Here is a 26367-nt window from a genome sequence, read left to right as displayed (position 1 = left end):
CCCAGTGCCCGGTTTTTTCAATTATGTTTGTTGATATAGAAAATTGTTTAATTACATACTCTTTACTAACAATTGGTGTTGAAAGGATTTTCGATTGTACATAAATTAAGGATGCCTCCAGCGCAGTTTATCATTGCAATGAATTATTTTTTTCGGTTTCTTATTTTTAAATATAGCTATTGATAGAGTCGAACCACATAGGGCAGGGGAGCATCCGCAGACTCCTGTGGCGGAGGAGCGACAGGTGAGACAGCATAGTGCGAAGCACTAGCTGGCTCACCGCGCGGCCACGGAAAGCGGAGGATGCTCCCCTGCCCGGTTTGCTATAAAGATAAATTCCTTTATTGTCCACATCATCCCCTCACAAAAAACAACTTTAATTTTTGATTAAACATAACACACTAAAGTAAAATGGTAGAATAAGCCGGTCATCCAAGACTCGCAGTAAACAAGAAAAAATACTTCGAAAACATTTACCAGGAGGCCATCGACATGAACGATTTACTCAAAAATAAACTGGCCGTCCTTCCTGACCAGCCGGGCTGTTATTTAATGAAAGACCGTCAGGGAACCATCATTTATGTTGGTAAAGCCAAAGTGCTGAAAAATCGGGTCAGGTCCTATTTTACAGGTTCGCATGACGGGAAAACCCAGCGGCTTGTATCAGAAATCGAGGACTTTGAATATATCGTTACTTCATCCAATATAGAGGCACTCATTCTTGAATTGAATCTGATTAAAAAGCATGATCCGAAATACAACGTCATGCTGAAGGATGATAAAACGTATCCATTTATCAAGGTGACTGCTGAGCGGCACCCGCGTCTTCTGATTACAAGAAAAGTTAAAAGAGATAAAGGGAAATATTTTGGTCCCTACCCAAATGCACAGGCAGCGAATGAAACAAAAAAACTCCTTGATCGCATGTATCCGCTGAGAAAGTGCTCCACACTTCCGGATAAAGTTTGTCTTTATTATCATATGGGTCAATGTCTTGCGCCGTGTGAGTTCAAAGTGGAGGAGAGCACATACCGTCAAATGACGGAGGATATTGCCCGTTTCCTTAACGGTGGGTTTAAGGAAGTGAAAAAAGAGCTGAAGGTGAAAATGGAAAAGGCTGCTGAGAACCTTGAGTTCGAGCGTGCAAAGGAATTCAGGGATCAGATTATTCACATTGAAGCGACAATGGAAAAGCAGAAAATGACGATGAATGATTTCACTAATCGTGATATTTTCGGCTATTCGGTTGATAAAGGCTGGATGTGTGTGCAGGTTTTCTTCATTCGTCAGGGGAAACTGATTGAACGCGACGTGTCACTTTTCCCGATTTACGATGAAGCAGAAGAGGAATTTCTCACCTTTCTGGGCCAGTTTTATATGAAAGCGAATCATTTTAAGCCAAAGGAAGTGCTTGTTCCTCAAACGATAAATCGGGATATGGCAGAGGAATTGCTGGAGGTAACAGTAAAGCAGCCGGTCAGAGGCCAGAAAAAAGATCTTGTAAATCTGGCTTCAAAAAATGCCAGGATTGCGCTGCATGAAAAATTCGCCTTAATTGAACGTGATGAAGACCGGACGATCCGTGCGGTTGAAAGTCTTGGAGAGGCGATGAATATTTATCCTCCTCTCAGAATTGAGGCATTTGACAACTCAAACATTCAGGGAGCGGATGCCGTTTCCGCAATGGTTGTTTTTCAGGACGGGAAGCCGGACCGGAAAGAATACAGGAAATATAAAATCAAAACGGTTCAGGGTCCTGACGATTATGAATCCATGCGTGAAGTCATCCGCAGGCGATATACACGTGTCTTAAAAGATCATCTTCCGTTACCCGATTTGATTCTGATCGATGGAGGGAAGGGCCAGATTGAAGCAGCACGGGAGATCGTGGAGGATGAACTTGGGATTGAGGTTCCGGTTGCCGGTCTCGCCAAGGACGACCGCCATAATACGTCGCAGCTGTTGTATGGAAATCCACTTGAGATCATTCCATTAAACAGGCGCAGTCAGGAATTTTATCTGTTGCAGAGAATACAGGATGAAGTTCACCGGTTTGCGATCACGTTTCACAGGCAGGTACGTGGAAAGAACTCTATCCAGTCTGTGCTCGATGAAATTCCCGGTGTGGGGCCTCAGAGAAAAAAGCAGATATTGCGTTATTTTGGCTCTGTGAAAAAACTGCGGGAAGCGCCGCTTGAGGAGATTGTTAAGGCGGGAATTCCTGCTGCGACAGCAGAGAAAATTGTGGAGAAATTAAAGGAATAGTGTTGCTGTCTAAAAAAAGCAGTGCTATAATAAGTGAAAATTATACACTTTTTCTAAAGTGGTGATAGAGGTGCGGACGTCAAAAGTAGCACAGCAGAGGATGATGAACTCCTTTGAAGCTGTGTGAAAGGGGCGGACCGCCGAAGTGATCAGCCATTCATCAAGCTGATTGCTGGTTCTGCATTTAAGAGGTGCAGGGCTGTCAGGACATTGACCTGTTCTGGAGAGCTATCTCACCTGTGCGATATACGGACGATGTCTGTTAAAAAGCAATGGGGATAGCCTTCCTCATTGCTTTTTTTATTTCGCGGAAGGCTGAGAAATACAATATGAGAGAAGGAAATTAAAGTGGGTTTAGTTGTTCAGAAGTTTGGAGGAACGTCAGTAGGATCAGTTGAAAAGATCCATCATGTAGCCAATCGCGTCATTCAGGAAAAAGAGCGCGGGAATGATGTGATTGTCGTTGTGTCTGCAATGGGAAAAACGACCGATGAACTTGTCAGACTGGCAGGGGAAATGACTTCAAGGCCTGAGAAACGTGAAATGGATATGCTGCTGACTACGGGTGAACAGATGTCGATTTCACTCTTATCCATGGCGCTTCAAAACAGAGGATATAAAAGTACGTCCTTAACGGGCTGGCAGGCAGGAATACGTACAGAAGCTGTCTTCAGCAATGCAAGAATTACAGATGTTAAGACGGAGCGGGTAAAGGGACTGCTGGCTGAAGGCCGTGTTCTTGTTGTAGCGGGTTTTCAGGGAATGGATGAAAACGGTGAAATTACGACACTTGGCCGGGGCGGCTCTGACACGACCGCTGTAGCACTCGCAGCAGCACTGCGCGCAGACAGATGTGATATTTATACAGATGTTGACGGAGTATACACAACAGATCCGAGATATGTGAAGGGTGCAAGGAAATTAACAGCTGTATCTTATGATGAAATGCTTGAGATGGCGAATCTTGGTGCAGGCGTTCTGCATCCAAGGGCGGTTGAGTTTGCTAAAAATCATCAGATTACACTAACAGTCCGTTCGAGTATGGAAGAAGTGGAAGGAACGATTATTGAGGAGGATGCACCAATGGAAGGAAATTTGGTTGTACGAGGAGTAGCATTTGATCAGGGGATTGTCAGAATGACCGTTGTCGGTTTGCAGGATGAATTAACAGGGATGTCATCTGTTTTCACCGTATTGGCTGACAATCATATTGATGTGGATATTATTATTCAAAGTAAAACAGATACAGGGAAGGTTAATCTTTCATTCTCTATCAAAGAGGCTGCATTGCATGATGCGCTTGAAGTACTTGAGCAGCACAGAGAGCAGATCGGATTTGATCAGATTGAGCACGAGTCAGGATTAGCGAAGGTTTCCATCGTTGGGTCCGGCATGGTATCAAATCCGGGTGTGGCAGCGAAAATGTTCAGCGTACTTGCCTCAAACGGAATTCAAATGAAAATGGTCAGCACGTCTGAGATTAAGGTTTCTGCACTGGTAGATATGGAGAAGATGCAGGATGCGGCACAAATTCTGCATGACAGCTTCAGTCTGAGTGAGCTTTCAGCCGGGCAGGCACAATAAAATAAAGCGCCTGAGTTTTGCTCCAGGCGCTTTTATGTATGCTCAGACGCGGCTGTTGGCCTTTCTGGATGGAAGAGAATAAGGATCTCTTGAGTCAGACTTCAATTCAAACTGCACTTTGTTTTTCTTCTCTTTCTGAAAGACAGCTTCTGTCTGATACTGCTTCATCATCGCTATTTGTTCAGCGAGGAATCCGGCTTCAAGTGAAAATTGGCTTTCCTTTATTTTTAATCGTTCCTCGACGATAGAGCCGGACAATTCAAAGTGCATCTCATCATTTTTCTGACGGGTGATCGTCAGGCTGCCCCAGTTTGCGCGTTCGAAAAAGGCGATCAGTTCACCTTCATTTTCACATGGATATTTCCGGGCCATATTTTTTCCGGCCCAATACAGGATGTCCTTTGTATGCGTACCCAGCAGATCCGGGATAAGCTCGTCCCTAATCATGGTGAAGCCGAAATAATCGATTGGTGTTTCGTGTTCATTTGACATAAATAACCCTCACTTTCCACACATTTATTATATCGGGTCTCTGTTGAAAGTGTAAGGGCTGAAGGTGGAAATGGTTCATTTTAATTAAAAGGTCGAGAGAATATGCTTTTTTGCGATAATAGATTGTGAAAAATGTTTAATTGTGAATTTTGTGTGAACAAAACGCCCGGAACATGCATGATGAGTGTTTTTGAAGCGCTGTAAAGACAGAGTGTTCAGAATCGTTTTTATGTATACGTTTTCTTGACGCTCTAAACATAGAGGAGTACAATAAATTTGTCACATAAATGTTATACTGTGCGAAATTTTGTTGTCTGTGTTTTAATCTGGGGAACATTGGCAGCAGCTTTACTTAATCAAGAGGGGGTTTCATTCGATGGCAGAAAATCGAGAGTTTTACTGGAGGAGGCTGCATTCCTTAATGGGAGTCATTCCTGTTGGGATCTTCCTGATTGTACACTTAGTCGTTAACCATTTCGCAACTCGGGGTGAACAGGCTTTTAACGACGCAGCACACTTTATGGAAAGTTTACCATTTAGAATTTTCCTTGAACTATTTATTATTTTTATTCCATTATACTTCCACGCAATCTACGGAGTATACATCGCATTCACTTCGAAAAACAACACAAGACGTTACGGAACACTTCGAAACTATATGTTCATGCTCCAGCGTCTGACAGGGATCTTTACCCTGATTTTCGTTACATGGCACGTTTGGGAAACGCGTATCCAGGCAGCAATGGGAGCGGAAGTTAACTTCAACATGATGGAATCCATCCTGTCGAATCCATGGATGTTGGCCTTCTATATTGCTGGTGTAGTATCCACAACATTCCACTTTGCTAATGGACTATGGTCATTCTTCGTTTCATGGGGAATTACAGTAAGTCCTCGTTCACAAGTGATCTCAACATATGCAACAATGCTGGTATTTGTTGCACTTACAGTAATTGGTATTCGTGCAATTTTTGCATTCGTATAAATCGATCGGTATAGAAGTTAAGGGTTGAAATCAGTAAGGAGAGTGACAAAATGAGTAAAGGGAAAATTATCGTTGTAGGCGGCGGACTTGCCGGACTGATGGCAACGATTAAAGCAGCTGAAGCCGGAATGTCAGTAGATTTATTCTCTCTCGTTCCAGTAAAGCGTTCACACTCTGTATGTGCCCAGGGCGGCATTAACGGAGCGGTAAATACAAAAGGTGAAGGGGATTCTCCTTGGGAACACTTTGATGATACAGTTTATGGAGGAGACTTCCTTGCGAACCAGCCTCCTGTTAAAGCAATGTGTGAGGCAGCGCCTGGTATCATCCACCTTCTTGACCGTATGGGCGTTATGTTCAACCGTACACCTGAAGGTCTGCTTGACTTCAGACGTTTCGGGGGCACACAGCATCACCGTACAGCATTTGCAGGGGCGACAACAGGCCAGCAGCTGCTATATGCACTTGATGAGCAGGTAAGACGTCATGAAGTAGCCGGCCTTGTAACAAAATATGAAGGCTGGGAATTCCTCGGTTCTGTACTTGACGACGATGGCGTATGCCGCGGCGTTGTATCTCAGGATCTGAAAACAATGGAAATTAAAGCTTTCCGTGGAGACGCGGTGATTCTTGCGACAGGTGGTCCTGGAATCATCTTCGGTAAATCAACGAACTCTGTCATCAACACTGGAGCAGCAGCTTCTGTTGCTTATCAGCAAGGCGTGTATTATTCGAATGGTGAATTCATTCAAATCCACCCAACTGCGATCCCGGGTGATGATAAACTTCGTCTCATGAGTGAGTCAGCACGTGGTGAAGGTGGACGTGTATGGACGTATAAGGATGGAAAGCCGTGGTACTTCCTTGAAGAGAAGTATCCTGCCTACGGAAACCTTGTACCTCGTGACATTGCCACACGTGAAATTTTCGACGTGTGCGTGCGTCAAAAACTAGGTATCAACGGAGAAAACATGGTTTACCTTGATCTTTCACATAAAGATCCTAAAGAGCTTGACATTAAGCTTGGTGGAATCATTGAGATCTATGAGAAATTCATGGGTGATGACCCTCGTAAAGTACCGATGAAAATCTTCCCGGCTGTTCACTATTCAATGGGTGGATTATGGGTAGATTATGACCAGATGACAAACATTCCTGGCCTGTTCGCAGCCGGTGAGTGTGATTACTCGATTCACGGTGCAAACCGTCTTGGCGCAAACTCCCTGTTATCTTCTATTTACGGTGGGATGGTTGCCGGACCGAATGCAGTGAAATATATTAACGGACTTGAGCAGACAGCTGAAGATATGCCGGAAGAAATCTACACACGTTTTGTGAAAGAAAAGCAGGACGAGTGGGATGAAATCATGGCAATGGACGGCGACGAAAATGCTTATGTGATTCACAAAGAGCTTGGTGAGTGGATGACGGACAACGTAACGGTTGTACGCTACAACGACAAGCTGCGTGAAACAGATGAGAAAATTCAGGAGCTTCAGGAACGCTTCAAGCGCATTAATATCAACGATACAGCGAAATGGAGCAACCAGGGAGCAGTATTTACCCGCCAGTTAAAAGGCATGCTTCACCTTTCACGTGTTGTGACAATCGGTGCTCTAAAGCGTGATGAGAGCCGCGGTGCTCATTATAAGCCGGAATTCCCGGAACGTAATGACGCTGACTTCCTTAAAACGACAATGGCGAAATTCAATCCTGCGACGAACGCACCTGAATTCCATTTTGAAGAAGTAGACGTGTCACTGATTGAGCCGCGTAAGCGCGATTACTCCAAGAAGAAAGGAGCAAAATAATCATGACAACAGCAGATACAATGACAGAAAATAAGGTGATTAAGTTTGAGATTCACCGTCAGGATGATGGTCAGTCAGAACCTTATTTCGAAGAGTTTGAGATTCCTTACCGTCCAAATATGAACGTGATCTCGGCGCTGATGGAAATCCGTCGTAACCCTTTTAATAAAAAAGGTGAAAAGACGCAGCCGGTAGCCTGGGACATGGGCTGTCTGGAAGAGGTTTGCGGAGCGTGTTCAATGGTCATCAATGGCAAGCCTCGCCAATCTTGTACAGCACTTGTTGATCAGCTTGAACAGCCGATTCGCCTTGAGCCGATGAAAACATTCCCGGTCGTGCGTGACCTTCAGGTTGACCGCAGCCGCATGTTCGATTCACTGAAAAAAGTAAAAGCATGGATCCCGATCGACGGTACGTACGACCTTGGTCCTGGACCACGTATGCCTGAGAAAAAACGTCAGTGGGCATATGAGCTGTCAAAATGTATGACATGTGGTGTATGTCTTGAAGCATGTCCAAACGTAAACAGCAAATCCGACTTCATCGGACCTGCTCCGCTTTCACAGGTTCGTCTGTTCAATGCTCACCCAACAGGTTCAATGAACAAAAACGAACGTCTTGAAGCAATCATGGGTGAAGGCGGCCTTGCAAACTGTGGTAACTCACAAAACTGCGTGCAGGCTTGCCCGAAAGGCATTCCATTAACAACGTCTATCGCTGCACTAAATCGTGATACAAGCTTCCAGATGTTCAGAAGCTTCTTCGGTAGTGACAGAGAAGTATAATTAAATATCAGATCAGCCGGTTTCCTTTTGGGAGCCGGCTGTTTTTTGAGTTTGTGAGTTTGGAAGAGAAGTTTGTGAGGTTAACGGAAGAGTTCGTGAGGTTAGCCGGTGAGTTCGTGAGCTCCTGGGGAGAATTCGTCAGCTTGTATGAGAATTTGTGAGTTCCGTGACTAATAGACCGGGTTATGACAGTCTGAATTTGTCATTCTGCTCGTGGTTCGCAAAATTTTAGTAATGTTTCTAAAAATGTGCGGTGTGTTTCAAAATATTTTGCTCTGGGTTCGTATGATTATCCTGTCCTTTCCTCAAATTTCAATCGAGTTTCACGGGATTGTGTAAATAGACCCGCTGCTCTTTCCGGCTCTCCACATTTAAGGAGGTAGAAGTCTGTGAACCCTCATCTAAACTAAGTACCAATATAAAACTGACCCGCTTCATCAAACCTGTCACTTCTAACAAGCCCCGGATCTTAAAAGACCACCAATTAACTCCTCATTTGATGAAAAGACTTTCAATATAAGCATATTTAAGGTAAAATCAAGAAAATGAATGATCATTCATAAAAAGGGGAATCAACCATGAAAATCAGTTATATTGAAGATTTTGAAGCCTGGCAAAAGGAATTTACCTTTTCTTATCCTGTAAAGGTCCGCTTTTCAGAGACAGACCTTTTCGGGCATTTAAATAATACGGTACCGTTTGTTTATTTTGAGCAGGCGCGTATTGAATATTTAAAATCACTCGGTTTCATGCAGGATTGGGTCAACCCGTCTAACGAGACGATCCCGGTCGTAGCCAATCTGCAGTGTGATTATTTAAAACAGGTATTTTTCGATGAAGACATCAATGTGTTTGTAAAGGCCAATTCAGTTGGAAATTCTTCTGTTGATATCCATTACCTCGGTTTAAACCGTAAAAATGTCCCGGTTTTTGTTGGTCGGGGAACAATGGTTCAAATTTCAAAGACGACCGGTAAAGGAGTCGCCTGGACAGATTCAGAAAAAGAGCAGCTTCGTCCAACAGAGCAGCTGCAAAAATAGACCCGTAATCGTTCACTTCTTTACCCCTCACCTCATAAACTGAAGAAACGGGCTTCGGCAGGTGAGGGGGATACAGATGATGACGAGAAAAACATCGATTTTAACTAAGCGTGAAAAAGAGGTTTTTATTTTACTTTTAAAAGATAAAACAACGAAGGATATTGCGTCCGAACTTTTTATCAGTGAAAAAACGGTGCGTAACCATATTTCCAACACAATACAAAAGCTTGGTGTGAAGGGCAGATCGCAGGCGATTGTGGAGCTTCTCCGGCTGGGAGAGCTTTCTTTATAAGAGGAATATCAAGCTGATCAGGTGAGAGCTGTCTTTTTAAGGCAGTTTCTTTTTATTTATATGAAGTTCCGCTAAAAAGATTCTTGATCTTTATCGGTAAAAAGGTGACAATGACAGTAGAATGAAACGTTAGGAGTGTGTATGCTGATGGAAACGAAAGGTACTCAGGAGCTTCACCCAAAAGAGGTTGTAGCGGATATTGAGAAGGATCTTCGCTATATTTCCGGCATTATTAAACAAAAGGGAAGAGAGATCTTAAGCCAATATACGATTACGCCGCCTCAATTTATTGCGCTTCAGTGGCTTTTTGAGGATGGGGACATGACAATTGGGGAACTCTCGACTAAAATGTATCTTGCGTGCAGTACAACGACAGACCTTGTTGACCGGATGGAGCGCAACAGCCTTGTCATGAGAGTGAAGGATGAGAACGACCGCAGGGTTGTAAGAATTCACCTTCTTGAAGAGGGAGAACGTATTATCGAAGAAGTGATCAAAAAGCGTCAGCATGATCTCAATGAAGTGCTTTCTGATTTTTCAACAGAAGAAGTTGACGCACTGGCAAAGGCTCTGAATAAACTGCATGGTGAAATGAGATAAGAGTGAGGCGCTAGTATTGAGTAAAGCAATCGGAATTATGGATTCAGGCGTTGGGGGACTGACTGTTGCAAAAGAAGTGAGTCACCAGCTGCCAAACGAGACAATTTATTATCTTGGTGATACAGCACGCTGCCCTTATGGCCCGAGACCGGTGGAAGAGGTCAGGAGATATACATGGGAAATGGCGGAGTTCCTTTACCGTCAGGATATCAAAATGCTGATTATTGCCTGCAATACAGCCACGGCTGTTGCGCTTGAGGAAATTAAAACCGCTTTCGATATCCCGGTTATTGGTGTCATTTCCCCTGGAGCGAGATCAGCGGTTAAGTACACAAAAAACGATACGGTCGGGATTTTAGGTACGGTTGGTACGATCAAAAGTAAGGCGTATGAAGAGGCCCTTAAAGATTTGAGGCCGACAACGGTTACATATCCTCTGGCCTGTCCGAAGTTTGTGCCGCTCGTGGAAAGTGGAGAGTACAACAGCTCAATGGCGAAAAAAATTGTCGCTGAAACACTTTACGGGCTGAAGCAGACGAACATCGATACGCTCATTCTCGGCTGTACACACTATCCACTGCTGCAACCGCTCATTGAGCAGTATCTTGGGGGCGGTGTAAAAGTGATCAGCTCCGGTGATGAGACGGCAAGAGAAGTCAGTGCGATCCTTGCATACAGGGACGAACTGAATTCCCGACACGAAAAAATGAAAAACAAGTATTATACAACAGGCTCCCCTGTCATTTTCGGACAAGTTGCCCGGGAATGGATGAATGACCAACATATGACCATTCAGCAGATTAAATTACCGTGAGCCGATCACGGTTTTTCTATTTAAAAAAAACCTCTTAAAAGGTTGCGTATATACGTATAGAGTGGCTGAATGAAGCGAAAATAAAGGGAATCAGATTAAGTAGGAGGAATCATCATGCGTCCTGATGGAAGAAAACCGGCAGAGCTGAGAGAAATTAAAATTGATAAGGATTACCTCATTCATCCCGAAGGATCCGTGCTCATATCTGCAGGCAATACAAAAGTGATCTGTACGGCAAGTGTAGATGATCGGGTCCCTCCATTTATGAGAGGGCAGGGAAAAGGGTGGATCACTGCAGAATATTCCATGTTGCCTAGAGCGACTGGTCAACGTACGATCCGTGAATCCTCAAAAGGCAAGGTCGCCGGTCGAACAATGGAAATACAAAGGCTGATTGGAAGAGCGCTGCGTTCAGTCGTAGATCTTGAAGCACTTGGTGAGCGTACAGTCTGGATTGACTGTGATGTCATCCAGGCAGATGGTGGTACGCGAACAGCTTCTATTACAGGTGCTTTTGTGGCGATGACGCTGGCCATTGCGAAAATTGCTGAAGAAAAAAAGCTCGAGACGTTCCCTGTAAAAGACTTCCTCGCAGCCATCTCAGTCGGCATGACGGAAGAGGACGGAGCAGTGCTTGATCTTAATTACATTGAAGACAGCAAGGCAGATGTTGATATGAATGTCGTGATGACCGGAACAGGTCAGTTTGTTGAGCTTCAGGGTACGGGAGAAGAAGCGACTTTCTCTCACCAGGAACTGCTTTCCATGCTCGACATTGCACAAAAAGGTATTCAAGAAATTATTAAAATACAGGCTGAAAGCATCGGGGAAGCTGCTGATAAAATCAACCCGGGTGTCAATATATGAATACGATCATCGTTGCCACAAATAATGCAGGTAAAGCAGCAGAATTTGAAGCCATGTTTGCACCGCTCGGCTTTCAGGTAAAGACCTTAAAAGACTTTCCTGAGCTTGGTGAAGTGGAAGAAACAGGTGTCACCTTTGAAGAAAATGCCGTTCTAAAAGCTGAAACCATCGCAAAAAAGCTCGGCATCCCCGTTATCGCGGATGACAGCGGACTTTTAGTAGATGCACTCGATGGTGAGCCGGGTGTTTATTCAGCGCGTTATGCAGGTGAAGACAAAGATGATGAGGCGAATATTAATAAGGTACTCTCGAAGCTCGAGGGTATTCCTGATGAAAAAAGAACAGCCCATTTTCATTGTACGCTGGCCTTTGCATCACCCGACGTGCCAACCCGTACCTATACAGGCGTTTGCTCAGGCAGAATCACGCATGAAAAGATTGGGCAGGAAGGCTTCGGCTACGATCCGATTTTCTGGAGGGACGAAGAGCAAAAAACACTTGCCCAAATGACAAAAGATCAAAAAGCTCAAATCAGCCACAGAGGTAATGCCCTTAAAGAATTGAAAAAGGACCTGCAAAATCTGCTTAAATGAGGTGTTTGAATGAAAATACTTGTTGTGAGCGATAACCATGGTGACCGCACGATTCTTCAAAATGTGAAAGACTACTGGCGAGATCAGGTCGACTGGATGTTCCATGCCGGAGATTCTGAACTTCCGTTTGAATCAGAGGAAATGAGCGGCTTTGAAAAAGTCAGGGGGAACTGCGACTTTGACGTGATGTATCCTGAAGAGCGTGTAGTGGATACTGGACATCTCAAGGTATTTATTACCCATGGACATCTGTTTGGTATTAAATCATCTTTGAACAAGATCAGGTACCGGGCGGAAGAAACAGAGGCAAATATTATCTTATTTGGTCATTCCCATATGCTCGGAGCGGAGCTTGTGGATGGACGTCTGTATCTGAATCCGGGAAGCATCCGCCTGCCAAGAGACCGCAATGAACCAACCTATGCCGTCATTTCCGTAGAAGGGTCTGCGGTTGAAGTGGATTTTTATACAGACAAACATGAAAAGCTTCTTGATTGGAATGGAGAGTTAAGGGTAAACTGATAACGAGTCATTTCAGGCCTGCTGTATCAGGTCTGAAATGATCCATTTCATGAAGAGAAAAACAAATTGATAAAAGGTATTGACTTTTAAATGCTGTATTAATATAATAATAATTGTCCTTAACGGACGCCTACATAATGTCCCAGTAGCTCAGCAGGATAGAGCAACGGCCTTCTAAGCCGTCGGTCGGGAGTTCGAATCTCTCCTGGGACGCCATTATAATATCACTAACGCCTGCCATGCAGGGTTACATAAAGATCAAAGCGCTGCCGCAGGATAATCCTGCGGCAGTTTTTTTATAAAGTCAGTATTTATTGTTACGTAATGCAGACAAAAATAAATTTGTTTATATTTAAGCTTTTAAAGGGGAGATTCGGGTTGAATGATCAAAGTGCACAGAATAAAAAAGCCTGGGAATACAGAGCTTATGAATTTTGGATCCGAAGAGATGGTTTGCCGGAAAACAAAGCCCGAGAGATTTTAATTAATCCAATGTTACAGCTGAAAAAACATAAAATGTATTTCGCTGATGCAGCTGGAAAAAGGGTCGCTAATCTTTGCGGTTCTAATGGAAGAAAAGCTGTTCCACTCGCATTATTAGGTGCTGAAGTCACTGTTTTTGATCAATCCGAAGAAAATAAAAAATATGCTCTTGAATTAGCAGAGCACGCAAATACGTCTATAGAATACATCATTACTGATATTTATGACATTGACCTCAAAAAGTATACCGCCTATTTTGATATGCTTTATTTAGAAGGAGGGATATTACATTACTTTCATGATATTGAAAAGCTGATGTCTAAACTCTTTTCCCTTTTGAATGTAGGAGGATCAATCGTACTGAGTGACTACCACCCTGCTGGCAGATGTATTACCAGGAATTTAGACAATGAAAACAATTTTCACTTCAGTCCTTTTTATTTTGATGAAAAAATACAGCACGCTGATATTTCTTACAAACGTTTTTTTGATGAAGAGGAGCAGGAGTTCTTTCCGGATGTGTTAATCAAGCAGCACACTTTAAGTGATATCATTAATGCGTTGATTTCATCTGGTTTCACACTTAACAAATTTGATGAACATAAAGGCTGGGGTAACGAAAATATTCCGTGGGAGTTTACAATTATAGCTGGCAAGGAGGAAATGTCTTGAAGGTAAAAGCACTTTTCTTAGATTTTTACGGCACTGTCGTACATGAAGATGATGTCATTGTCAGAGATATTTGCAATCGGATTAAAGAAAGCTCGAATACCAACGCAACTGTTTCTGAAATCGGAGGTTACTGGTGGAAAGTTTTCTCTGATTCATTTACACAAAGTTTTGGTGATGATTTTCAAACACAAAGAGACCTTGAAATACAATCATTAAGACAGACACTCGCCCATTTCGATTCATCATTAGATGAAATTACGCTAAGTGAATGGATGTTTGAGCATTGGCAAAAACCGATGATCTTTACTGATGCAATCGAGTTTATTGAAGGTCTTCAGAATAAGCTTCCCGTTTACATCCTCTCAAACATTGACCGGACAGACATCTTATCAGCAATCTCTCTTCATCACCTGCCCTTTCAAGAAGTGATCACAAGTGAAGATGTAAATTCATACAAACCCCGCTCCGAAATGTTTGACTATGCGCTCAAGAAATATAACTTGTCGGCAGAAGAGGTTCTACATATAGGTGATTCCTTAAGAAGTGACATTGCCGGTGCCCAGAACCTTGGAATCAAAACCGTCTGGATTAACCGGACAAATAAACCCTCAGCAAAAAACATACAACCCGACTTCACAATTTCAAAACTGACCGAGATCCTGAACATTATCTAATTTGCAGGATCTTTTAAGGATTTACCTGTGTAATCTGACTGTGTAGTAGTCATTTTTCAAAAAAATCCTTAAGAAGTTTATCTATACAGAGGGCTGGACTCACCCGTAGACTCCTGCGGCAGAGAAGCGACAGGTGAGACGGCGTAGTGCGAAGCACTAGCCGGCTCACCGCGCGGCCGCGGAAAGCGAAGGGTGAGTCCAGCCCGGTTTTAAAAATCCATTTAACTCAAGCGAACTCCCCTATACTCAGCGCATTTCTGGATTTTTATTTTACCCAGTGCTACACTCAATGAACAGATAAGATTGACACGGAAGGTGGATCCGGTATGGATGATCAAACGAAATTTAAAGAAAACGTCATTCCGTTTCCAGGGTTAAAAGAACGTCTGGTAGAGCAGGCGCTGGAGCTTTTGCAGGGGCAGTACCATACAGAAGCGATACAGCTTTTAGAACAGGCAATAGAGATGGACCCGAATGACCAGGCTGTATGCACATCGCTTGCAGTCGCCTACTACGAAGACCGTCAATGGATGGATTCAAAATCAGTTTGCGAACGGATGCTGCGGGAAGGAATCGGGGAATACGAAGAAATTCTCGAGCTTCTTGTTATGAACCTCATACAATTAAGGAAACATGATGAAATCAAATCACTCATTCAGCCTCTGATTGATGAAGGAACACTTGCGGGTGAGCGTGCTGAACGCTTTACTCACTTGATGAACATCAGTGAAAAGAAAGCGAATGATTCCGAACGCGAGGAGAAATCGTTCGAATCCTTTCATTTAGAGAAAGGACTTGAACAGCAGACCATTCAGCTCGCTGCCTTATCAAGACAAAACATTCATCCGATCAAACAGGATCTGATTGATGCAGCTGAACACGATGATACACATCCCTTTATCAAAACTATGCTGCTTAACATTATGAGGGAGCAGTCGGTGAATGATGAAGTGGTTATCCGTAAATGGGGAATTGAGATTTCGGTTTGCCCGTCAGAACTCGTTGATCCATTTGATCAGGAACAGATTGATCGTGCAATCAGGTTGATTGAAGAGGAAGGACAGGAGCCTCATCTCGTCAATATTGCAATAGATCTCTTGAAGAAACACATTTTCCTGCTCTATCCTCTTTTATGGAGAGAGACGAAACCAGAGGCGATCGCTGAAGGATATGTTCGTCTTGCGAAGGAATATCTCGGGACTGAGGATGCCTGGGACGGCTATCAATTCAGTGGTCTGAAGCAGGAAATACAGTCTGTTGAAAAAGAAAATGACCTGTAATGGTTTGCGGTTGAAACACGTATAACCTGTGTTATAATTAAATGGTTGCATAATGGGATTCTTGATGTCAAAATTCAAAGAATCATTGATTTCATGAATTAAACATGAAACCATTAACTTAATAATAGATGTTTTGGAGGGAATTATTTATGTCAGCAAAATGGGAAAAGCAAGAAGGAAATGTAGGAGTTTTAACGGTTGAAGTTGACGCTGCTACTGTAAACAGCGGATTAGACGCTGCATTCAAAAAAGTTGTTAAACAAATCAACGTACCTGGATTCCGTAAAGGGAAAATGCCTCGTCAAATGTTCGAAAAGCGTTTCGGCGTAGAGTCTCTTTATCAGGATGCTTTAGATGAAATTCTTCCTGAAGCGTATGCAAAAGCTGTTGAAGAAACGGGTATTACACCAGTGGATCGTCCTGAAATCGATGTTGAGCAGATCGAAAAAGGCAAAGAACTGATCTTTACTGCTAAAGTAACAGTAAAGCCAGAAGTAAAACTTGGTGAATACAAAGGCTTAGAAGTGGAAAAGATGGATACTGAAGTGACTGATGGGGATGTTGATGCTGAACTGAAGGCACTTCAGGAACGTCAGGCTGAGCTTGTTGTGAAAGAAGAAGGAAATGTTGAAAACGGCGATACTGTTGTTCTTGACTTTGAAGGTTTCGTTGGAGACGAAGCGTTTGAAGGAGGTCAGGCAGATAACTACTCTCTTGAAATCGGTTCAGGTTCATTCATTCCTGGATTTGAAGAGCAGCTTGTAGGTCTTGCAGCTGGAGAAGAAAAGGACGTTGAAGTAACGTTCCCTGAAGAGTACCATGCTGAAGAGCTTGCTGGTAAGCCTGCAGTATTTAAAGTGAAAATCCACGAAATCAAAGCGAAGGAACTTCCTGAGCTTAACGATGAGTTTGCTAAAGATGCAGACGAAGAAGTGGAAACACTTGCAGAACTGAAAGAAAAGACGAAAAAGCGTCTTGAAGAAGACAAGAAAAACGCTGCTGAAACAGAGCTTCGTGACACGCTTGTGGAAAAAGCTTCTGACAACGCAGAAATCGACGTTCCAGACGCAATGGTTGACACTGAAGTTGACCGCATGATGCAGGAATTCGAACAGCGTCTAGGCGCACAGGGCATGAATCTTGAGCTTTACTTCCAGTTCAGCGGTCAGGACGAAGCAACACTTCGCGGTCAGATGAAAGAAGACGCAGCAAAGCGTGTTCGTGTGAACCTAGTTCTAGAAGCGATTGCTAACGAAGAGAACATTACGGTTACAGAAGAAGATGTAAACGAAGAGCTTTCAAGCATGACACAGCAGTTCAATATGACAGTTGATCAGATCAAAGCAGCGCTTGGTGGATCTACTGAAATCCTTGAAAATGACCTTCGCGTTCAAAAAGCGATCGATTTTCTTGTAGATAACAGCAAAACTGTTGCATAATAGTATATAGAGATGAAGCAAGGCGCGATCATATCGTGCCTTGTTTTATAACATAAGACCTACAATTGTTATACATAACTCGTTTTTTGGCAGCATATTGAAGAAATCATGTTAGTTTCGTCTTAGGTTTCACTGTGGTACAATTCATGCTACAGACAGTCACGGAGTTCCTGCGGCCTGCGGATCAAGATCCTGGCTGCGCGTCATACTGCGGTATGAGACTGAAAAAGGGGTGAATGGAATGTTCAAATTTAATGATGAAAAAGGACAGCTGAAATGTTCTTTTTGCGGAAAAACTCAAGAACAGGTTCGAAAGCTTGTAGCTGGTCCTGGCGTATATATTTGTGATGAATGTATTGAGCTTTGCACAGAAATCGTGGAAGAAGAGCTTGGTACAGAAGAAGAAGTGGAATTTAAAGACGTTCCTAAGCCAAAGGAAATCCTATCTATTTTAGGGGATTACGTAATTGGTCAGGAACGGGCTAAAAAGTCCCTTTCTGTTGCTGTATATAACCACTATAAACGGATTAAATCCAACAGCAAGGTTGATGATGTAGAACTTGCGAAAAGTAATATCTGCCTGATCGGTCCAACCGGTTCCGGTAAGACTCTGCTTGCGCAGACGCTGGCCAGAATTCTTAATGTACCTTTCGCAATTGCGGATGCAACATCACTGACTGAAGCGGGTTATGTTGGTGAAGATGTGGAAAACATTCTTCTGAAGCTGATCCAGGCTGCAGACTATGATGTGGAACGCGCTGAAAAGGGAATTATTTATATTGATGAAATCGATAAAGTGGCACGTAAATCTGAAAATCCTTCTATTACAAGGGATGTTTCAGGTGAAGGTGTACAGCAGGCGCTATTAAAAATCCTTGAAGGAACAACAGCAAGCGTTCCTCCACAGGGTGGACGTAAGCACCCGCATCAGGAATTTATTCAGATCGATACGACGAACATTCTGTTTATCGTCGGCGGTGCCTTTGACGGAGTCGATCAGATTATCAAACGCCGTCTTGGACAGAAAGTGATCGGATTTGGTTCCGGTGGCAGTAAAGATGATGTAACTGAACGTGAACTTCTTGCCAAGCTCGTTCCGGAAGACCTGTTAAAATTCGGTTTGATCCCTGAATTTATCGGACGTCTGCCTGTAACGGCAACGCTTGAGCAGCTTGATGAAGAAGCGCTAGTATCTATTTTAACCCAGCCGAAAAATGCTCTTGTTAAGCAGTATCAGAAGATGCTTGAGCTGGATGATGTTGAACTTGAGTTTGAAGAAGAAGCGCTGCGCGAAATTTCCCGTAAAGCCATTGAGCGCAAAACGGGCGCACGTGGTCTTCGCTCCATTATTGAGAATCTGATGCTTGACGTCATGTTTGATCTTCCATCCCGTGAAGATATTAAGAAATGTATCATCACTAAAGGGGCAGTGGATCAGACAGAGAGACCGATTCTTATTCTTGAAGATGGTACGAGACTCGAGCCTGATGATGAACAACGAACATCTGCCTAACGCTTAAGATACGAAAGCTGACTCGTTAAATTGCTTATCGAGTCAGCTTTTTTCTTCATGAAAACTCGTTTTGACGGATGTCGCATGCAATTAAGGGTAAAGTAACACTACTTGAGTTTTTCAGGCAGAATCGCCTGTTATGGAGGTGCCTTATCAATGACTGAAAAAAAACAATACACATTACCACTGCTTCCTTTACGCGGACTTCTCGTTTATCCTTCGATGGTTCTTCATATTGACGTCGGCAGAGAAAAATCCATTGCGGCACTGGAAAAAGCAATGATGGAAGATCACCTGATTTTCCTTTCAACTCAAAAAGACATGGCGATCGATCAGCCTGACGAAAATGATTTAGCTGAAATGGGTACTTTAACAAAAGTAAAGCAGATGCTTAAGCTCCCTAATGGCACGATTCGTGTGCTTGTTGAAGGGCTGGAGCGTGCCGCTATTACTTCTTACTCAGAAAAAGAGCCGTTTTTCACTGTGGAAATTGAAACGAAACCTGACGATCCTGAAAAAACACCAGAGCTTGAAGCGCTGATGAGAACGCTGACGGATTATTTTGAACAGTACATTTCTCTTTCTAAAAAGATTTCCAAGGAAACGTTAAATACCGTTCTGGATATCGAAGAGCCGGGGAGACTGGCTGATATTATTGCATCCCACCTGCCATTAAAGCTGAAAATGAAGCAGGAAATACTTGATACAACTAATATCAAGCAAAGATTAAACCGTTTAATCGAAACGATTAACAATGAAAAAGAAGTGCTCAGCCTGGAGAAGAAAATTGGTCAGCGCGTGAAGAAGTCTATGGAACGCACGCAAAAAGAATATTATCTTCGCGAGCAAATGAAGGCGATCCAAAAGGAACTTGGCGACCGTGATGGAAAAACAGGTGAAATTTCAGAGCTGACAAAGCGGATCCGTAAAGCTGAGATGCCTGAATCTGTTGAGAAAATCGCTATGAAAGAGCTGGACAGATACGAAAAAGTACCTGCCACATCAGCAGAAAGCTCTGTTATCCGTAACTATCTTGAATGGCTGATTACCGTTCCGTGGACGAATGCGACAGACGATGACCTGGACATCAAACGTGCTGAGAAAATTCTTGACCGTGACCACTATGGTCTTGAAAAAGTAAAAGAACGTGTTCTTGAATATCTGGCAGTCCAGCAAATGACGCAGTCACTAAAGGGGCCTATTTTATGTCTCGCAGGACCTCCGGGAGTTGGTAAGACAAGTCTTGCCCGTTCGATTGCTGAATCTATCGGACGAAAATTTGTCAGGGTATCACTGGGTGGTGTCCGTGATGAATCAGAAATCAGAGGTCACAGAAGAACCTATGTCGGTGCAATGCCTGGAAGAATCATTCAGGGAATGAAAAAAGCAACGACTGTCAATCCGGTTTTCCTTCTGGATGAAATTGATAAGATGTCCAATGATTTCAGAGGAGATCCGTCTTCTGCCATGCTTGAGGTGCTGGACCCTGAACAGAATAATACTTTCAGTGATCATTTCATTGAAGAGCCGTATGACCTTTCGAAGGTATTGTTCATTGCAACAGCCAATAACCTGGCGACGATTCCAGGTCCATTGCGTGACCGTATGGAAATCATCACAATCGCCGGTTATACCGAAATTGAAAAAATCAACATCGCTAAAAATCATTTATTGCCTAAGCAGCTGAAGGAGCACGGACTGTCAAAATCCCACCTTCAGATTAGAGATGAAGCGATCAAAGATATCGTTCGTTATTACACGAGAGAAGCTGGTGTACGTAGTCTCGAAAGACAGCTCGCAGCCATCTGCCGGAAAACGGCGAAAATCGTTGTCAGCGGAGAGAAGAAAAAAGTGGTTGTGACAACAAAGAGCCTTTCGGATTACCTTGGTAAAAAGAAATTCCGTTATGGACAGGCTGAAACTGAGGATCAGATCGGTGTGGCAACCGGACTGGCGTATACAACAGTAGGCGGCGACACGCTTCAGATAGAAGTTTCACTCTCTCCTGGTAAAGGGAAACTCGTGTTAACCGGGAAGCTGGGAGATGTGATGAAGGAGTCTGCACAGACAGCCTTTTCATTTGTCCGCTCTAAAGCAGAGCAGCTTAACCTTGAAGAGAATTTCCATGAAAAGCATGACATTCATATTCACGTACCAGAAGGCGCTGTTCCAAAAGACGGTCCTTCAGCAGGTATCACCATTGTCACAGCTCTTGTTTCGGCCCTCACGGATCGTCCAATCAGACGGGAAGTCGGGATGACAGGTGAAGTGACACTCCGTGGCCGCGTCCTGCCGATCGGGGGTCTCAAGGAAAAAGCACTCAGCGCCCACCGTGCAGGTCTGACAACCATTATTATTCCAAAAGAAAATGAGCGTGACATCGACGATATTCCAGAAAGTGTCCGTGAAGAATTAACATTTATACCCGTTACTCATGTAGATGAAGTATTAGAAAAGGCATTAGCAGGTGAATCAAAATGAAAATTACACAATCTGAAATCGTGATCAGTGCGGTAAAACCAGAGCAATATCCGGAAGGTGGACTTCCGGAATTTGCTCTGGCAGGCCGTTCTAACGTTGGTAAATCATCATTCATCAACAAGATGATTAACCGTAAAGCACTGGCGCGTATTTCATCAAAACCGGGTAAAACCCAGACATTAAACTTTTATCTTCTCAATGAAGCACTCTACTTTGTCGATGTACCGGGCTACGGCTACGCCAAAGTTTCTAAAACAGAACGTGCTGCATGGGGTAAAATGATTGAAACATACATGACCGGAAGACAACCGCTCAAAGCCGTCATCATGATCGTCGACCTCCGTCATCCGCCAACAAACGACGACATCATGATGTACGATTTTCTAAAGCATTTTGGAATTCCATGCCTGATCGTCGCAACAAAAGCCGATAAAATTCCAAAAGGTAAATGGCAAAAACACCTGAGCGTCACAAGAAAAACACTCGAAATCGAACCGGGAGACGAACTCATCATGTTCTCCTCAGAAACCGGCCTCGGCAAAGACGAAGCATGGAAATTTATCGAACGCAAAATGAAAGATAAGTAGAACAAGAGATTTCACAAGAGCATTATAAGAAGACAGTAAACTTAATGCCTTGTCGTGTCTGTCAGACAGTATCACTTCGATGATCAGAGATAAATATGTTATTTGTTTAACTTCCTTCTTTTTTTATAGGACTGATACGGAGAATTGCTACACCTTAGCGACGGGGACATCCGCAGACTCCTGTGGCGGAAAGGGTCAAGTGAACCCGAATGTGCGAAGCACAGGCGGGTTCACCGCGCGGCCGCGGAAAGCGGAGGATGTCCCCGTCGCGGTTTTTAGATAATAAACAAAAAGGAACAACGCCATAACAGGCTTGTTCCTTTTTTTGTTTCAATTTTGTCACATTCGGGCATACCTGTAACATAGAAGGTTCTGAAAATGAGCTGAACAGTTGAATTCAACATACCGGTCTGGTACTCTTGACTCAGAAGTCATCGTTATGCAGCCGTGCGAACCGGATTCAGTCCGGATGCTGCATAAGATCGTCAGTGAACGGGTTTCAATGCTTGTTCACATTTAAGCTCATGAAAGTGGTTACAGCATGTTATAATAGAAATAGTGATTAACTTCTGGGGGTGTCTTTCAAACATGCACATTTTAGTTGTAGGATTGAATTACAAAACGGCCCCTGTAGAGATTAGAGAGCGTCTTTCTTTTCAGGAAGCGGATCTAAGTAAAGCAATGACGGAGCTCCAGGCGAGAAAGAGCATTCTGGAAAACGTCATTGTTTCAACGTGTAACCGAACGGAAATTTACGCAGTCGTAGATCAGCTTCATACAGGTCGTTATTATATAAAGCAGTTTCTTGCTGACTGGTTTCAGCTTGATAAAGATGAATTCAGCCCTTATCTATTTATTTATGAAAAAGATGGTGCGATGGAGCACCTGTTTAAAGTAAGCTGCGGACTCGATTCTATGATCGTTGGAGAGACGCAGATTTTGGGACAGGTTCGTAAAAGCTTCCTTACTTCTCAGGAAAACGGCGCAACAGGTACTGTTTTTAATGAGTTGTTTAAGCAGGCGATTACACTGGCTAAAAAAGCACATGCTGAAACGGATATTGCATCCAATGCAGTTTCTGTGTCATATGCTGCTGTTGAGCTTGCCAAAAAGATTTTTGGCGATTTAAATAAAAAGCATGTATTAATCCTTGGTGCAGGAAAAATGGGTGAGCTTGCGATTCAGAATCTGCAGGGAAGCGGCGCAACAAAAGTAACGGTGATTAACCGCACGTTTGAAAAAGCTGTAGCACTTGCAGATAAATTTTCCGGAAGTGCAAAAGAATTGCGTGAGCTTCAATGTGCACTTGTTGAAGCGGATATTCTGATTACTTCAACCGGTGCAAAAGAAGCCCTCATTGATAAAGAAATGATGATTCACGTTGAGAGAATGAGAAAGGGTCGTCCTTTCTTTATGGTAGATATTGCGGTACCGCGTGACCTTGACCCATCAATAAATGAGCTGGACAACGTATTTCTTTATGATATTGACGATCTTGAAGGAATTGTTCAGGCGAATCTTGAAGAACGTAAACAGGCAGCTGAACAGATTGAAATCATGGTTGAAGAAACCATCGTTGCCTTCAAAGAGTGGCTTAATATGCTTGGTGTTGTTCCAGTCATTTCCGCTCTTCGTGAGAAAGCGCTGGCCATTCAGGCTGAGACAATGGAAAGCATCGAACGTAAGATGCCGAGTCTGACAGATCGCGAACGCAAAGTATTAAGCAAGCATACAAAGAGCATTATTAATCAGCTGCTGAAGGATCCGATCTTGCAGGCAAAAGAACTCGCTGCATTACCGGACGGTGACGAAAAACTTGAGCTGTTCATGAAAATCTTTAACCTGGAAGATCAGGTAAGAGATGCTGTTCAGCCGGTTAAATCTGTTGAAAAATCAACGTCAGCGGTTCGTCAGCCGGAGCTGTCCTTACAGCCATAGCTTGGGGGATTACAGATGTTTGAACTGTCCATGACCCGCCTTCATGAAGTCATGCTCATCCTTTATGCGGTGAGCGTACTGTTATACTTTATGGATTATCTGCAAAAAGACCAGAAGGCTAACCGTTTAGCCTTCTGGCTTTTAACGATTGTTTGGGTTCTTCAAACAATCTTTTTATTTTTATATATGATGAGAACAGGCAGATTTCCTGTTTTAACCTTGTTTGAAGGCATCTATTTTTACGCATGGGTGTTAGTCACACTGTCATTAGCGATTAATCGTGTAATGCGTGTAGACTTCACCGTTTTTTTTGTCAACGTCATCGGTTTTACTTTTATGGCGATTCATACTTTTGCGCCGGTTCAGGCATCCACCAATGCAGCGGCAGAGCGTCTGATGTCGGAGCTTTTACTGATTCATATAACGATGGCGATTGTTTCCTACGCGGCATTTTCGGTATCTGTCGTTTTTTCCATTTTATATTTGCTGCAGTACAGATTGCTGAAAAAGAAAAAGTGGGGACAGAAGCTTCAAAGAATTACAGATTTATCAAAGCTTGAAAAGGGCTCAGTTATATTAAACATAATCGGATTCCCGCTCTTACTTTTAAGCCTTATTCTCGGGGTTCAGTGGGCGGTCATTTCGTTACCTTATATGATTTGGTATGATGTGAAAATTATCGGGTCGTTTTTACTGCTTGGTATTTACGGTGTCTTTTTGTACCGGAGATTTGGCAGAGGGGAATCCGGCAGAACACTTGCCATTTTTAACACGATGGCTTTTCTCTGTCTGATTATTAACTTCCTGCTTGGAAGCCGATTATCGTCCTTTCATTTCTGGTATTCTTAAAAAAGCTTTATTAATCCGTTTACACAGGATATAAGGATAAAAAATTCTTAGTTGAAGATGAACAAAGTGGAGGTTTCTTTCATGCGAAAAATTATTGTAGGTTCCAGAAGAAGTAAGCTGGCCATTACACAGACAAAATGGGTGATTGAGCAGCTTAAACAGCTTGAGCCGGGAACAGAATTTGAAATTAAAGAAATCGTAACAAAAGGAGACCAGATTCAGAATGTCCAGCTTTCAAAGGTTGGCGGGAAAGGTCTCTTTGTAAAAGAAATCGAACAGGCAATGTATGACCATGAAATTGACATGGCTGTTCATAGTATGAAGGATATGCCTGCTGAGCTTCCTGAAGGATTGGTGATCGGCAGTATTCCTGTGCGTGAGGATGCACGCGACGCGCTGATTTCGAAAAACGGTGAGACATTGGCTGAGCTTCCTGCAGGAGCCATTGTGGGAACGAGCAGTCTTCGACGCAGTGCTCAGATTTTGGCTAAAAGGCCGGACCTGAATATTCAGTGGATCCGTGGAAATATCGATACGCGCCTAAAGAAGCTTGAAACAGAAAACTTTGATGCGATTATTCTCGCAGCTGCCGGTCTTTCCAGAATGGGTTGGTCAAAAGATATCGTTTCTGAGTTTTTATCTACGGAGGATTGTTTGCCTGCGATCGGGCAGGGTGCACTGTCGATCGAATGCCGTGAGGATGACACAGAGCTCCGCACACTTCTGGACCGTTTTACAGATCGTGAAACGTCTGCCACAGTGACAGCTGAACGTGCCTTCCTTCATAAAATGGAAGGTGGATGTCAGGTGCCGATTGCCGGTTTTGCTGAACTGTCAGGTAATGAAGTCACGCTCACGGCCCTCGTGGCATCTCCCGATGGACAGACGGTTTACAAAGAAGTGGTTTCCGGATCGGATCCAATGGAAGTAGGGTTAAGTGCAGCAGCGCTGATGACTGAAAAAGGGGCGAAAAAGCTGATTGATCAGGTAAAAGAAGAACAGGGAGAGTAAATGATGACAGGCTCCCTTTCGAACAAAACCATCCTGCTGACGCGTCCGATTGATCAGGCGAAAAGGGATCAGTTCATGATTGAAGAGCTGGGAGGAACAGCGTTGATTCTCCCAATGATCGAGACAAGAGCTTTGCACGGCAGCCATGGACAGTCAATGATTAATCAGCTCGGCACATTTGACTGGGTGATTCTGACCAGCCGTAATGCAGCGAAGTATTTCCTTGACCGGTTGACGGAAGCAGATGCTGTATCTGAATTACGGTTATGTAAAGTAGGAGCAGTTGGTCAAAAAACAGCTGCTTTTCTTTATGATCACGGGATAGAAGCTGATTTTGTTCCGTCGAGCTTCAAGGGTGCTGACTTTATTAAAGAATTTCCGGCTGATGAGGTAAGGGGATTGAACATGCTCTTTCCACAGGGGAATATTGCACGGGGTGAAATTGCTGCTGCTTTTGAGAAGGAAGGGGCAACCTGCAAAGTCTGGACGCTATACGAAACGTTCAAGCCAGACATTGACACAGAAAAGCTGTCGTCCATCACTCAAGTGGATGTTGTCACTTTTGCCAGTCCTTCAGCAGTGAGGCATTTTGTAGAAAGTGCAGAAAAAGCTGGTGCGCCGATTTTAACGCGTATGAAGGAAGGACGCGTTAAAATTGCCAGTATTGGGCCAACGACATCCTCAGAACTATTCAAAAGAGGTCTGCCTGTACATATGGAACCGGCAGACTATACAATAAAAGCGATGATAGAAAAAATAGCAGCGTGTATGGAATAACAGGAGGTTTTTG

25 protein-coding genes, 1 tRNA gene and 1 riboswitch are annotated in these 26367 nt (G+C 43.5%); of the genes, 25 read left to right on the top strand and 1 reads right to left on the bottom strand.

Going from position 1 to position 26367, the window contains the following annotated elements; genetic code table 11:
* Positions 1 to 492: 492 nt before the first annotated feature.
* Both uvrC and E2491_RS16895 read left to right on the top strand, forming a co-directional pair.
* Complete coding sequence (gene uvrC, locus E2491_RS16900) at positions 493 to 2265, top strand: excinuclease ABC subunit UvrC (protein WP_134376793.1); 1773 nt, start codon at positions 493 to 495, stop codon at positions 2263 to 2265.
* Positions 2266 to 2322: 57 nt separating this feature from the next.
* A riboswitch (Lysine riboswitch) is annotated at positions 2323 to 2504 on the top strand.
* Positions 2505 to 2613: 109 nt separating this feature from the next.
* Complete coding sequence (locus tag E2491_RS16895; protein WP_134376792.1) at positions 2614 to 3849, top strand: aspartate kinase; 1236 nt, start codon at positions 2614 to 2616, stop codon at positions 3847 to 3849.
* A 42-nt stretch (positions 3850 to 3891) separates the two neighbouring features.
* On the opposite strand, the gene E2491_RS16890 is transcribed toward E2491_RS16895, so the two are convergent.
* On the bottom strand, positions 3892 to 4341 hold the full coding sequence (locus E2491_RS16890) for a YslB family protein (RefSeq protein WP_134376791.1): 450 nt from the start codon (positions 4339 to 4341) through the stop codon (positions 3892 to 3894).
* Positions 4342 to 4717: 376 nt separating this feature from the next.
* Between E2491_RS16890 and E2491_RS16885 the strand changes: the two genes are divergently transcribed.
* From E2491_RS16885 to E2491_RS16780, 23 genes are all read left to right on the top strand, one after another.
* Positions 4718 to 5326 (top strand): succinate dehydrogenase cytochrome b558 subunit, encoded by a 609-nt coding sequence (locus tag E2491_RS16885; protein WP_134376790.1) that lies wholly within the window; start codon positions 4718 to 4720, stop codon positions 5324 to 5326.
* A gap of 50 nt (positions 5327 to 5376) precedes the next feature.
* The gene (gene sdhA / locus E2491_RS16880; protein WP_134376789.1) at positions 5377 to 7137 is read left to right on the top strand and encodes a succinate dehydrogenase flavoprotein subunit; all 1761 of its coding nucleotides are present in this window, start codon (positions 5377 to 5379) and stop codon (positions 7135 to 7137) included.
* A gap of 20 nt (positions 7138 to 7157) precedes the next feature.
* Positions 7158 to 7922 (top strand): succinate dehydrogenase iron-sulfur subunit, encoded by a 765-nt coding sequence (gene sdhB / locus E2491_RS16875; RefSeq protein WP_134376904.1) that lies wholly within the window; start codon positions 7158 to 7160, stop codon positions 7920 to 7922.
* Positions 7923 to 8500: 578 nt separating this feature from the next.
* Positions 8501 to 8962 carry an acyl-CoA thioesterase gene (locus E2491_RS16870; protein ID WP_134376788.1) on the top strand — a complete coding sequence of 154 codons (462 nt, stop codon included), beginning with the start codon at positions 8501 to 8503 and terminating at the stop codon, positions 8960 to 8962.
* 76 nt (positions 8963 to 9038) lie between these two features.
* Positions 9039 to 9254 carry a helix-turn-helix domain-containing protein gene (locus tag E2491_RS16865; RefSeq protein ID WP_227396689.1) on the top strand — a complete coding sequence of 72 codons (216 nt, stop codon included), beginning with the start codon at positions 9039 to 9041 and terminating at the stop codon, positions 9252 to 9254.
* A 147-nt stretch (positions 9255 to 9401) separates the two neighbouring features.
* The gene (locus tag E2491_RS16860; protein ID WP_134376787.1) at positions 9402 to 9854 is read left to right on the top strand and encodes a MarR family winged helix-turn-helix transcriptional regulator; all 453 of its coding nucleotides are present in this window, start codon (positions 9402 to 9404) and stop codon (positions 9852 to 9854) included.
* Between the two features lie 16 nt (positions 9855 to 9870).
* Entirely contained in the window at positions 9871 to 10668 is a 798-nt protein-coding gene (gene racE, locus E2491_RS16855) for a glutamate racemase (RefSeq protein WP_134376786.1), read from the top strand.
* A gap of 114 nt (positions 10669 to 10782) precedes the next feature.
* Positions 10783 to 11535, top strand: coding sequence for a ribonuclease PH (rph, locus tag E2491_RS16850; protein ID WP_134376785.1), 753 nt, complete (start codon positions 10783 to 10785; stop codon positions 11533 to 11535).
* Positions 11532 to 12128: an XTP/dITP diphosphatase gene (locus E2491_RS16845; RefSeq protein ID WP_134376784.1), complete on the top strand. Its 597-nt coding sequence runs from the start codon at positions 11532 to 11534 to the stop codon at positions 12126 to 12128. The genes rph and E2491_RS16845 overlap by 4 nt, the downstream gene beginning before the upstream one ends.
* 9 nt (positions 12129 to 12137) lie before the next feature.
* Complete coding sequence (locus E2491_RS16840; protein WP_134376783.1) at positions 12138 to 12650, top strand: metallophosphoesterase; 513 nt, start codon at positions 12138 to 12140, stop codon at positions 12648 to 12650.
* A gap of 139 nt (positions 12651 to 12789) precedes the next feature.
* Positions 12790 to 12866: transfer RNA gene (locus tag E2491_RS16835), tRNA-Arg, on the top strand.
* Positions 12867 to 13028: 162 nt separating this feature from the next.
* On the top strand, positions 13029 to 13805 hold the full coding sequence (locus E2491_RS16830; protein ID WP_134376782.1) for a class I SAM-dependent methyltransferase: 777 nt from the start codon (positions 13029 to 13031) through the stop codon (positions 13803 to 13805).
* Positions 13802 to 14479 carry an HAD family hydrolase gene (locus E2491_RS16825; protein ID WP_134376781.1) on the top strand — a complete coding sequence of 226 codons (678 nt, stop codon included), beginning with the start codon at positions 13802 to 13804 and terminating at the stop codon, positions 14477 to 14479. The genes E2491_RS16830 and E2491_RS16825 overlap by 4 nt, the downstream gene beginning before the upstream one ends.
* A gap of 326 nt (positions 14480 to 14805) precedes the next feature.
* Entirely contained in the window at positions 14806 to 15759 is a 954-nt protein-coding gene (locus E2491_RS16820) for a tetratricopeptide repeat protein (RefSeq protein ID WP_134376780.1), read from the top strand.
* Positions 15760 to 15908: 149 nt separating this feature from the next.
* Positions 15909 to 17198, top strand: a complete 1290-nt coding sequence (gene tig, locus E2491_RS16815) for a trigger factor (protein ID WP_134376779.1) — start codon at positions 15909 to 15911, stop codon at positions 17196 to 17198.
* A 241-nt stretch (positions 17199 to 17439) separates the two neighbouring features.
* Positions 17440 to 18711 carry an ATP-dependent protease ATP-binding subunit ClpX gene (gene clpX, locus E2491_RS16810; RefSeq protein ID WP_134376778.1) on the top strand — a complete coding sequence of 424 codons (1272 nt, stop codon included), beginning with the start codon at positions 17440 to 17442 and terminating at the stop codon, positions 18709 to 18711.
* A gap of 156 nt (positions 18712 to 18867) precedes the next feature.
* Positions 18868 to 21192 carry an endopeptidase La gene (gene lon, locus E2491_RS16805; RefSeq protein ID WP_134376777.1) on the top strand — a complete coding sequence of 775 codons (2325 nt, stop codon included), beginning with the start codon at positions 18868 to 18870 and terminating at the stop codon, positions 21190 to 21192.
* Positions 21189 to 21779 (top strand): ribosome biogenesis GTP-binding protein YihA/YsxC, encoded by a 591-nt coding sequence (yihA, locus tag E2491_RS16800; RefSeq protein ID WP_134376776.1) that lies wholly within the window; start codon positions 21189 to 21191, stop codon positions 21777 to 21779. The genes lon and yihA overlap by 4 nt, the downstream gene beginning before the upstream one ends.
* A gap of 391 nt (positions 21780 to 22170) precedes the next feature.
* Positions 22171 to 22299 (top strand): hypothetical protein, encoded by a 129-nt coding sequence (locus E2491_RS17780; protein WP_256369362.1) that lies wholly within the window; start codon positions 22171 to 22173, stop codon positions 22297 to 22299.
* Between the two features lie 68 nt (positions 22300 to 22367).
* Positions 22368 to 23717 (top strand): glutamyl-tRNA reductase, encoded by a 1350-nt coding sequence (gene hemA / locus E2491_RS16795; protein ID WP_134376775.1) that lies wholly within the window; start codon positions 22368 to 22370, stop codon positions 23715 to 23717.
* 15 nt (positions 23718 to 23732) lie between these two features.
* Positions 23733 to 24566 carry a cytochrome c biogenesis protein gene (locus E2491_RS16790; protein ID WP_134376774.1) on the top strand — a complete coding sequence of 278 codons (834 nt, stop codon included), beginning with the start codon at positions 23733 to 23735 and terminating at the stop codon, positions 24564 to 24566.
* 81 nt (positions 24567 to 24647) lie between these two features.
* Positions 24648 to 25577 (top strand): hydroxymethylbilane synthase, encoded by a 930-nt coding sequence (hemC, locus tag E2491_RS16785; protein WP_134376773.1) that lies wholly within the window; start codon positions 24648 to 24650, stop codon positions 25575 to 25577.
* A complete protein-coding gene (locus E2491_RS16780; protein WP_134376772.1) occupies positions 25578 to 26354 on the top strand; it encodes a uroporphyrinogen-III synthase in 777 nt (258 codons plus the stop codon).
* Positions 26355 to 26367: the final 13 nt, after the last annotated feature.

The organism is Jeotgalibacillus sp. R-1-5s-1, from assembly GCF_004405105.1.
GTDB lineage: Bacteria > Bacillota > Bacilli > Bacillales > Jeotgalibacillaceae > Jeotgalibacillus.
This window is presented reverse-complemented; position numbering and strand designations above follow the sequence as displayed.

Coding starts and splice junctions, on each gene's coding strand:
- yihA (WP_134376776.1), top strand. CDS start 21,189: ATGAAAATTACACAATCTGAAATCGTGATCAGTGCGGTAAAACCAGAG.
- E2491_RS16865 (WP_227396689.1), top strand. CDS start 9,039: ATGATGACGAGAAAAACATCGATTTTAACTAAGCGTGAAAAAGAGGTT.
- E2491_RS16790 (WP_134376774.1), top strand. CDS start 23,733: ATGTTTGAACTGTCCATGACCCGCCTTCATGAAGTCATGCTCATCCTT.
- clpX (WP_134376778.1), top strand. CDS start 17,440: ATGTTCAAATTTAATGATGAAAAAGGACAGCTGAAATGTTCTTTTTGC.
- E2491_RS16860 (WP_134376787.1), top strand. CDS start 9,402: ATGGAAACGAAAGGTACTCAGGAGCTTCACCCAAAAGAGGTTGTAGCG.
- E2491_RS16890 (WP_134376791.1), bottom strand. CDS start 4,341: ATGTCAAATGAACACGAAACACCAATCGATTATTTCGGCTTCACCATG.
- E2491_RS16870 (WP_134376788.1), top strand. CDS start 8,501: ATGAAAATCAGTTATATTGAAGATTTTGAAGCCTGGCAAAAGGAATTT.
- E2491_RS16820 (WP_134376780.1), top strand. CDS start 14,806: ATGGATGATCAAACGAAATTTAAAGAAAACGTCATTCCGTTTCCAGGG.
- E2491_RS16845 (WP_134376784.1), top strand. CDS start 11,532: ATGAATACGATCATCGTTGCCACAAATAATGCAGGTAAAGCAGCAGAA.
- E2491_RS16780 (WP_134376772.1), top strand. CDS start 25,578: ATGATGACAGGCTCCCTTTCGAACAAAACCATCCTGCTGACGCGTCCG.
- hemA (WP_134376775.1), top strand. CDS start 22,368: ATGCACATTTTAGTTGTAGGATTGAATTACAAAACGGCCCCTGTAGAG.
- rph (WP_134376785.1), top strand. CDS start 10,783: ATGCGTCCTGATGGAAGAAAACCGGCAGAGCTGAGAGAAATTAAAATT.
- E2491_RS16840 (WP_134376783.1), top strand. CDS start 12,138: ATGAAAATACTTGTTGTGAGCGATAACCATGGTGACCGCACGATTCTT.
- E2491_RS16885 (WP_134376790.1), top strand. CDS start 4,718: ATGGCAGAAAATCGAGAGTTTTACTGGAGGAGGCTGCATTCCTTAATG.
- sdhB (WP_134376904.1), top strand. CDS start 7,158: ATGACAGAAAATAAGGTGATTAAGTTTGAGATTCACCGTCAGGATGAT.
- sdhA (WP_134376789.1), top strand. CDS start 5,377: ATGAGTAAAGGGAAAATTATCGTTGTAGGCGGCGGACTTGCCGGACTG.
- tig (WP_134376779.1), top strand. CDS start 15,909: ATGTCAGCAAAATGGGAAAAGCAAGAAGGAAATGTAGGAGTTTTAACG.
- hemC (WP_134376773.1), top strand. CDS start 24,648: ATGCGAAAAATTATTGTAGGTTCCAGAAGAAGTAAGCTGGCCATTACA.
- lon (WP_134376777.1), top strand. CDS start 18,868: ATGACTGAAAAAAAACAATACACATTACCACTGCTTCCTTTACGCGGA.
- uvrC (WP_134376793.1), top strand. CDS start 493: ATGAACGATTTACTCAAAAATAAACTGGCCGTCCTTCCTGACCAGCCG.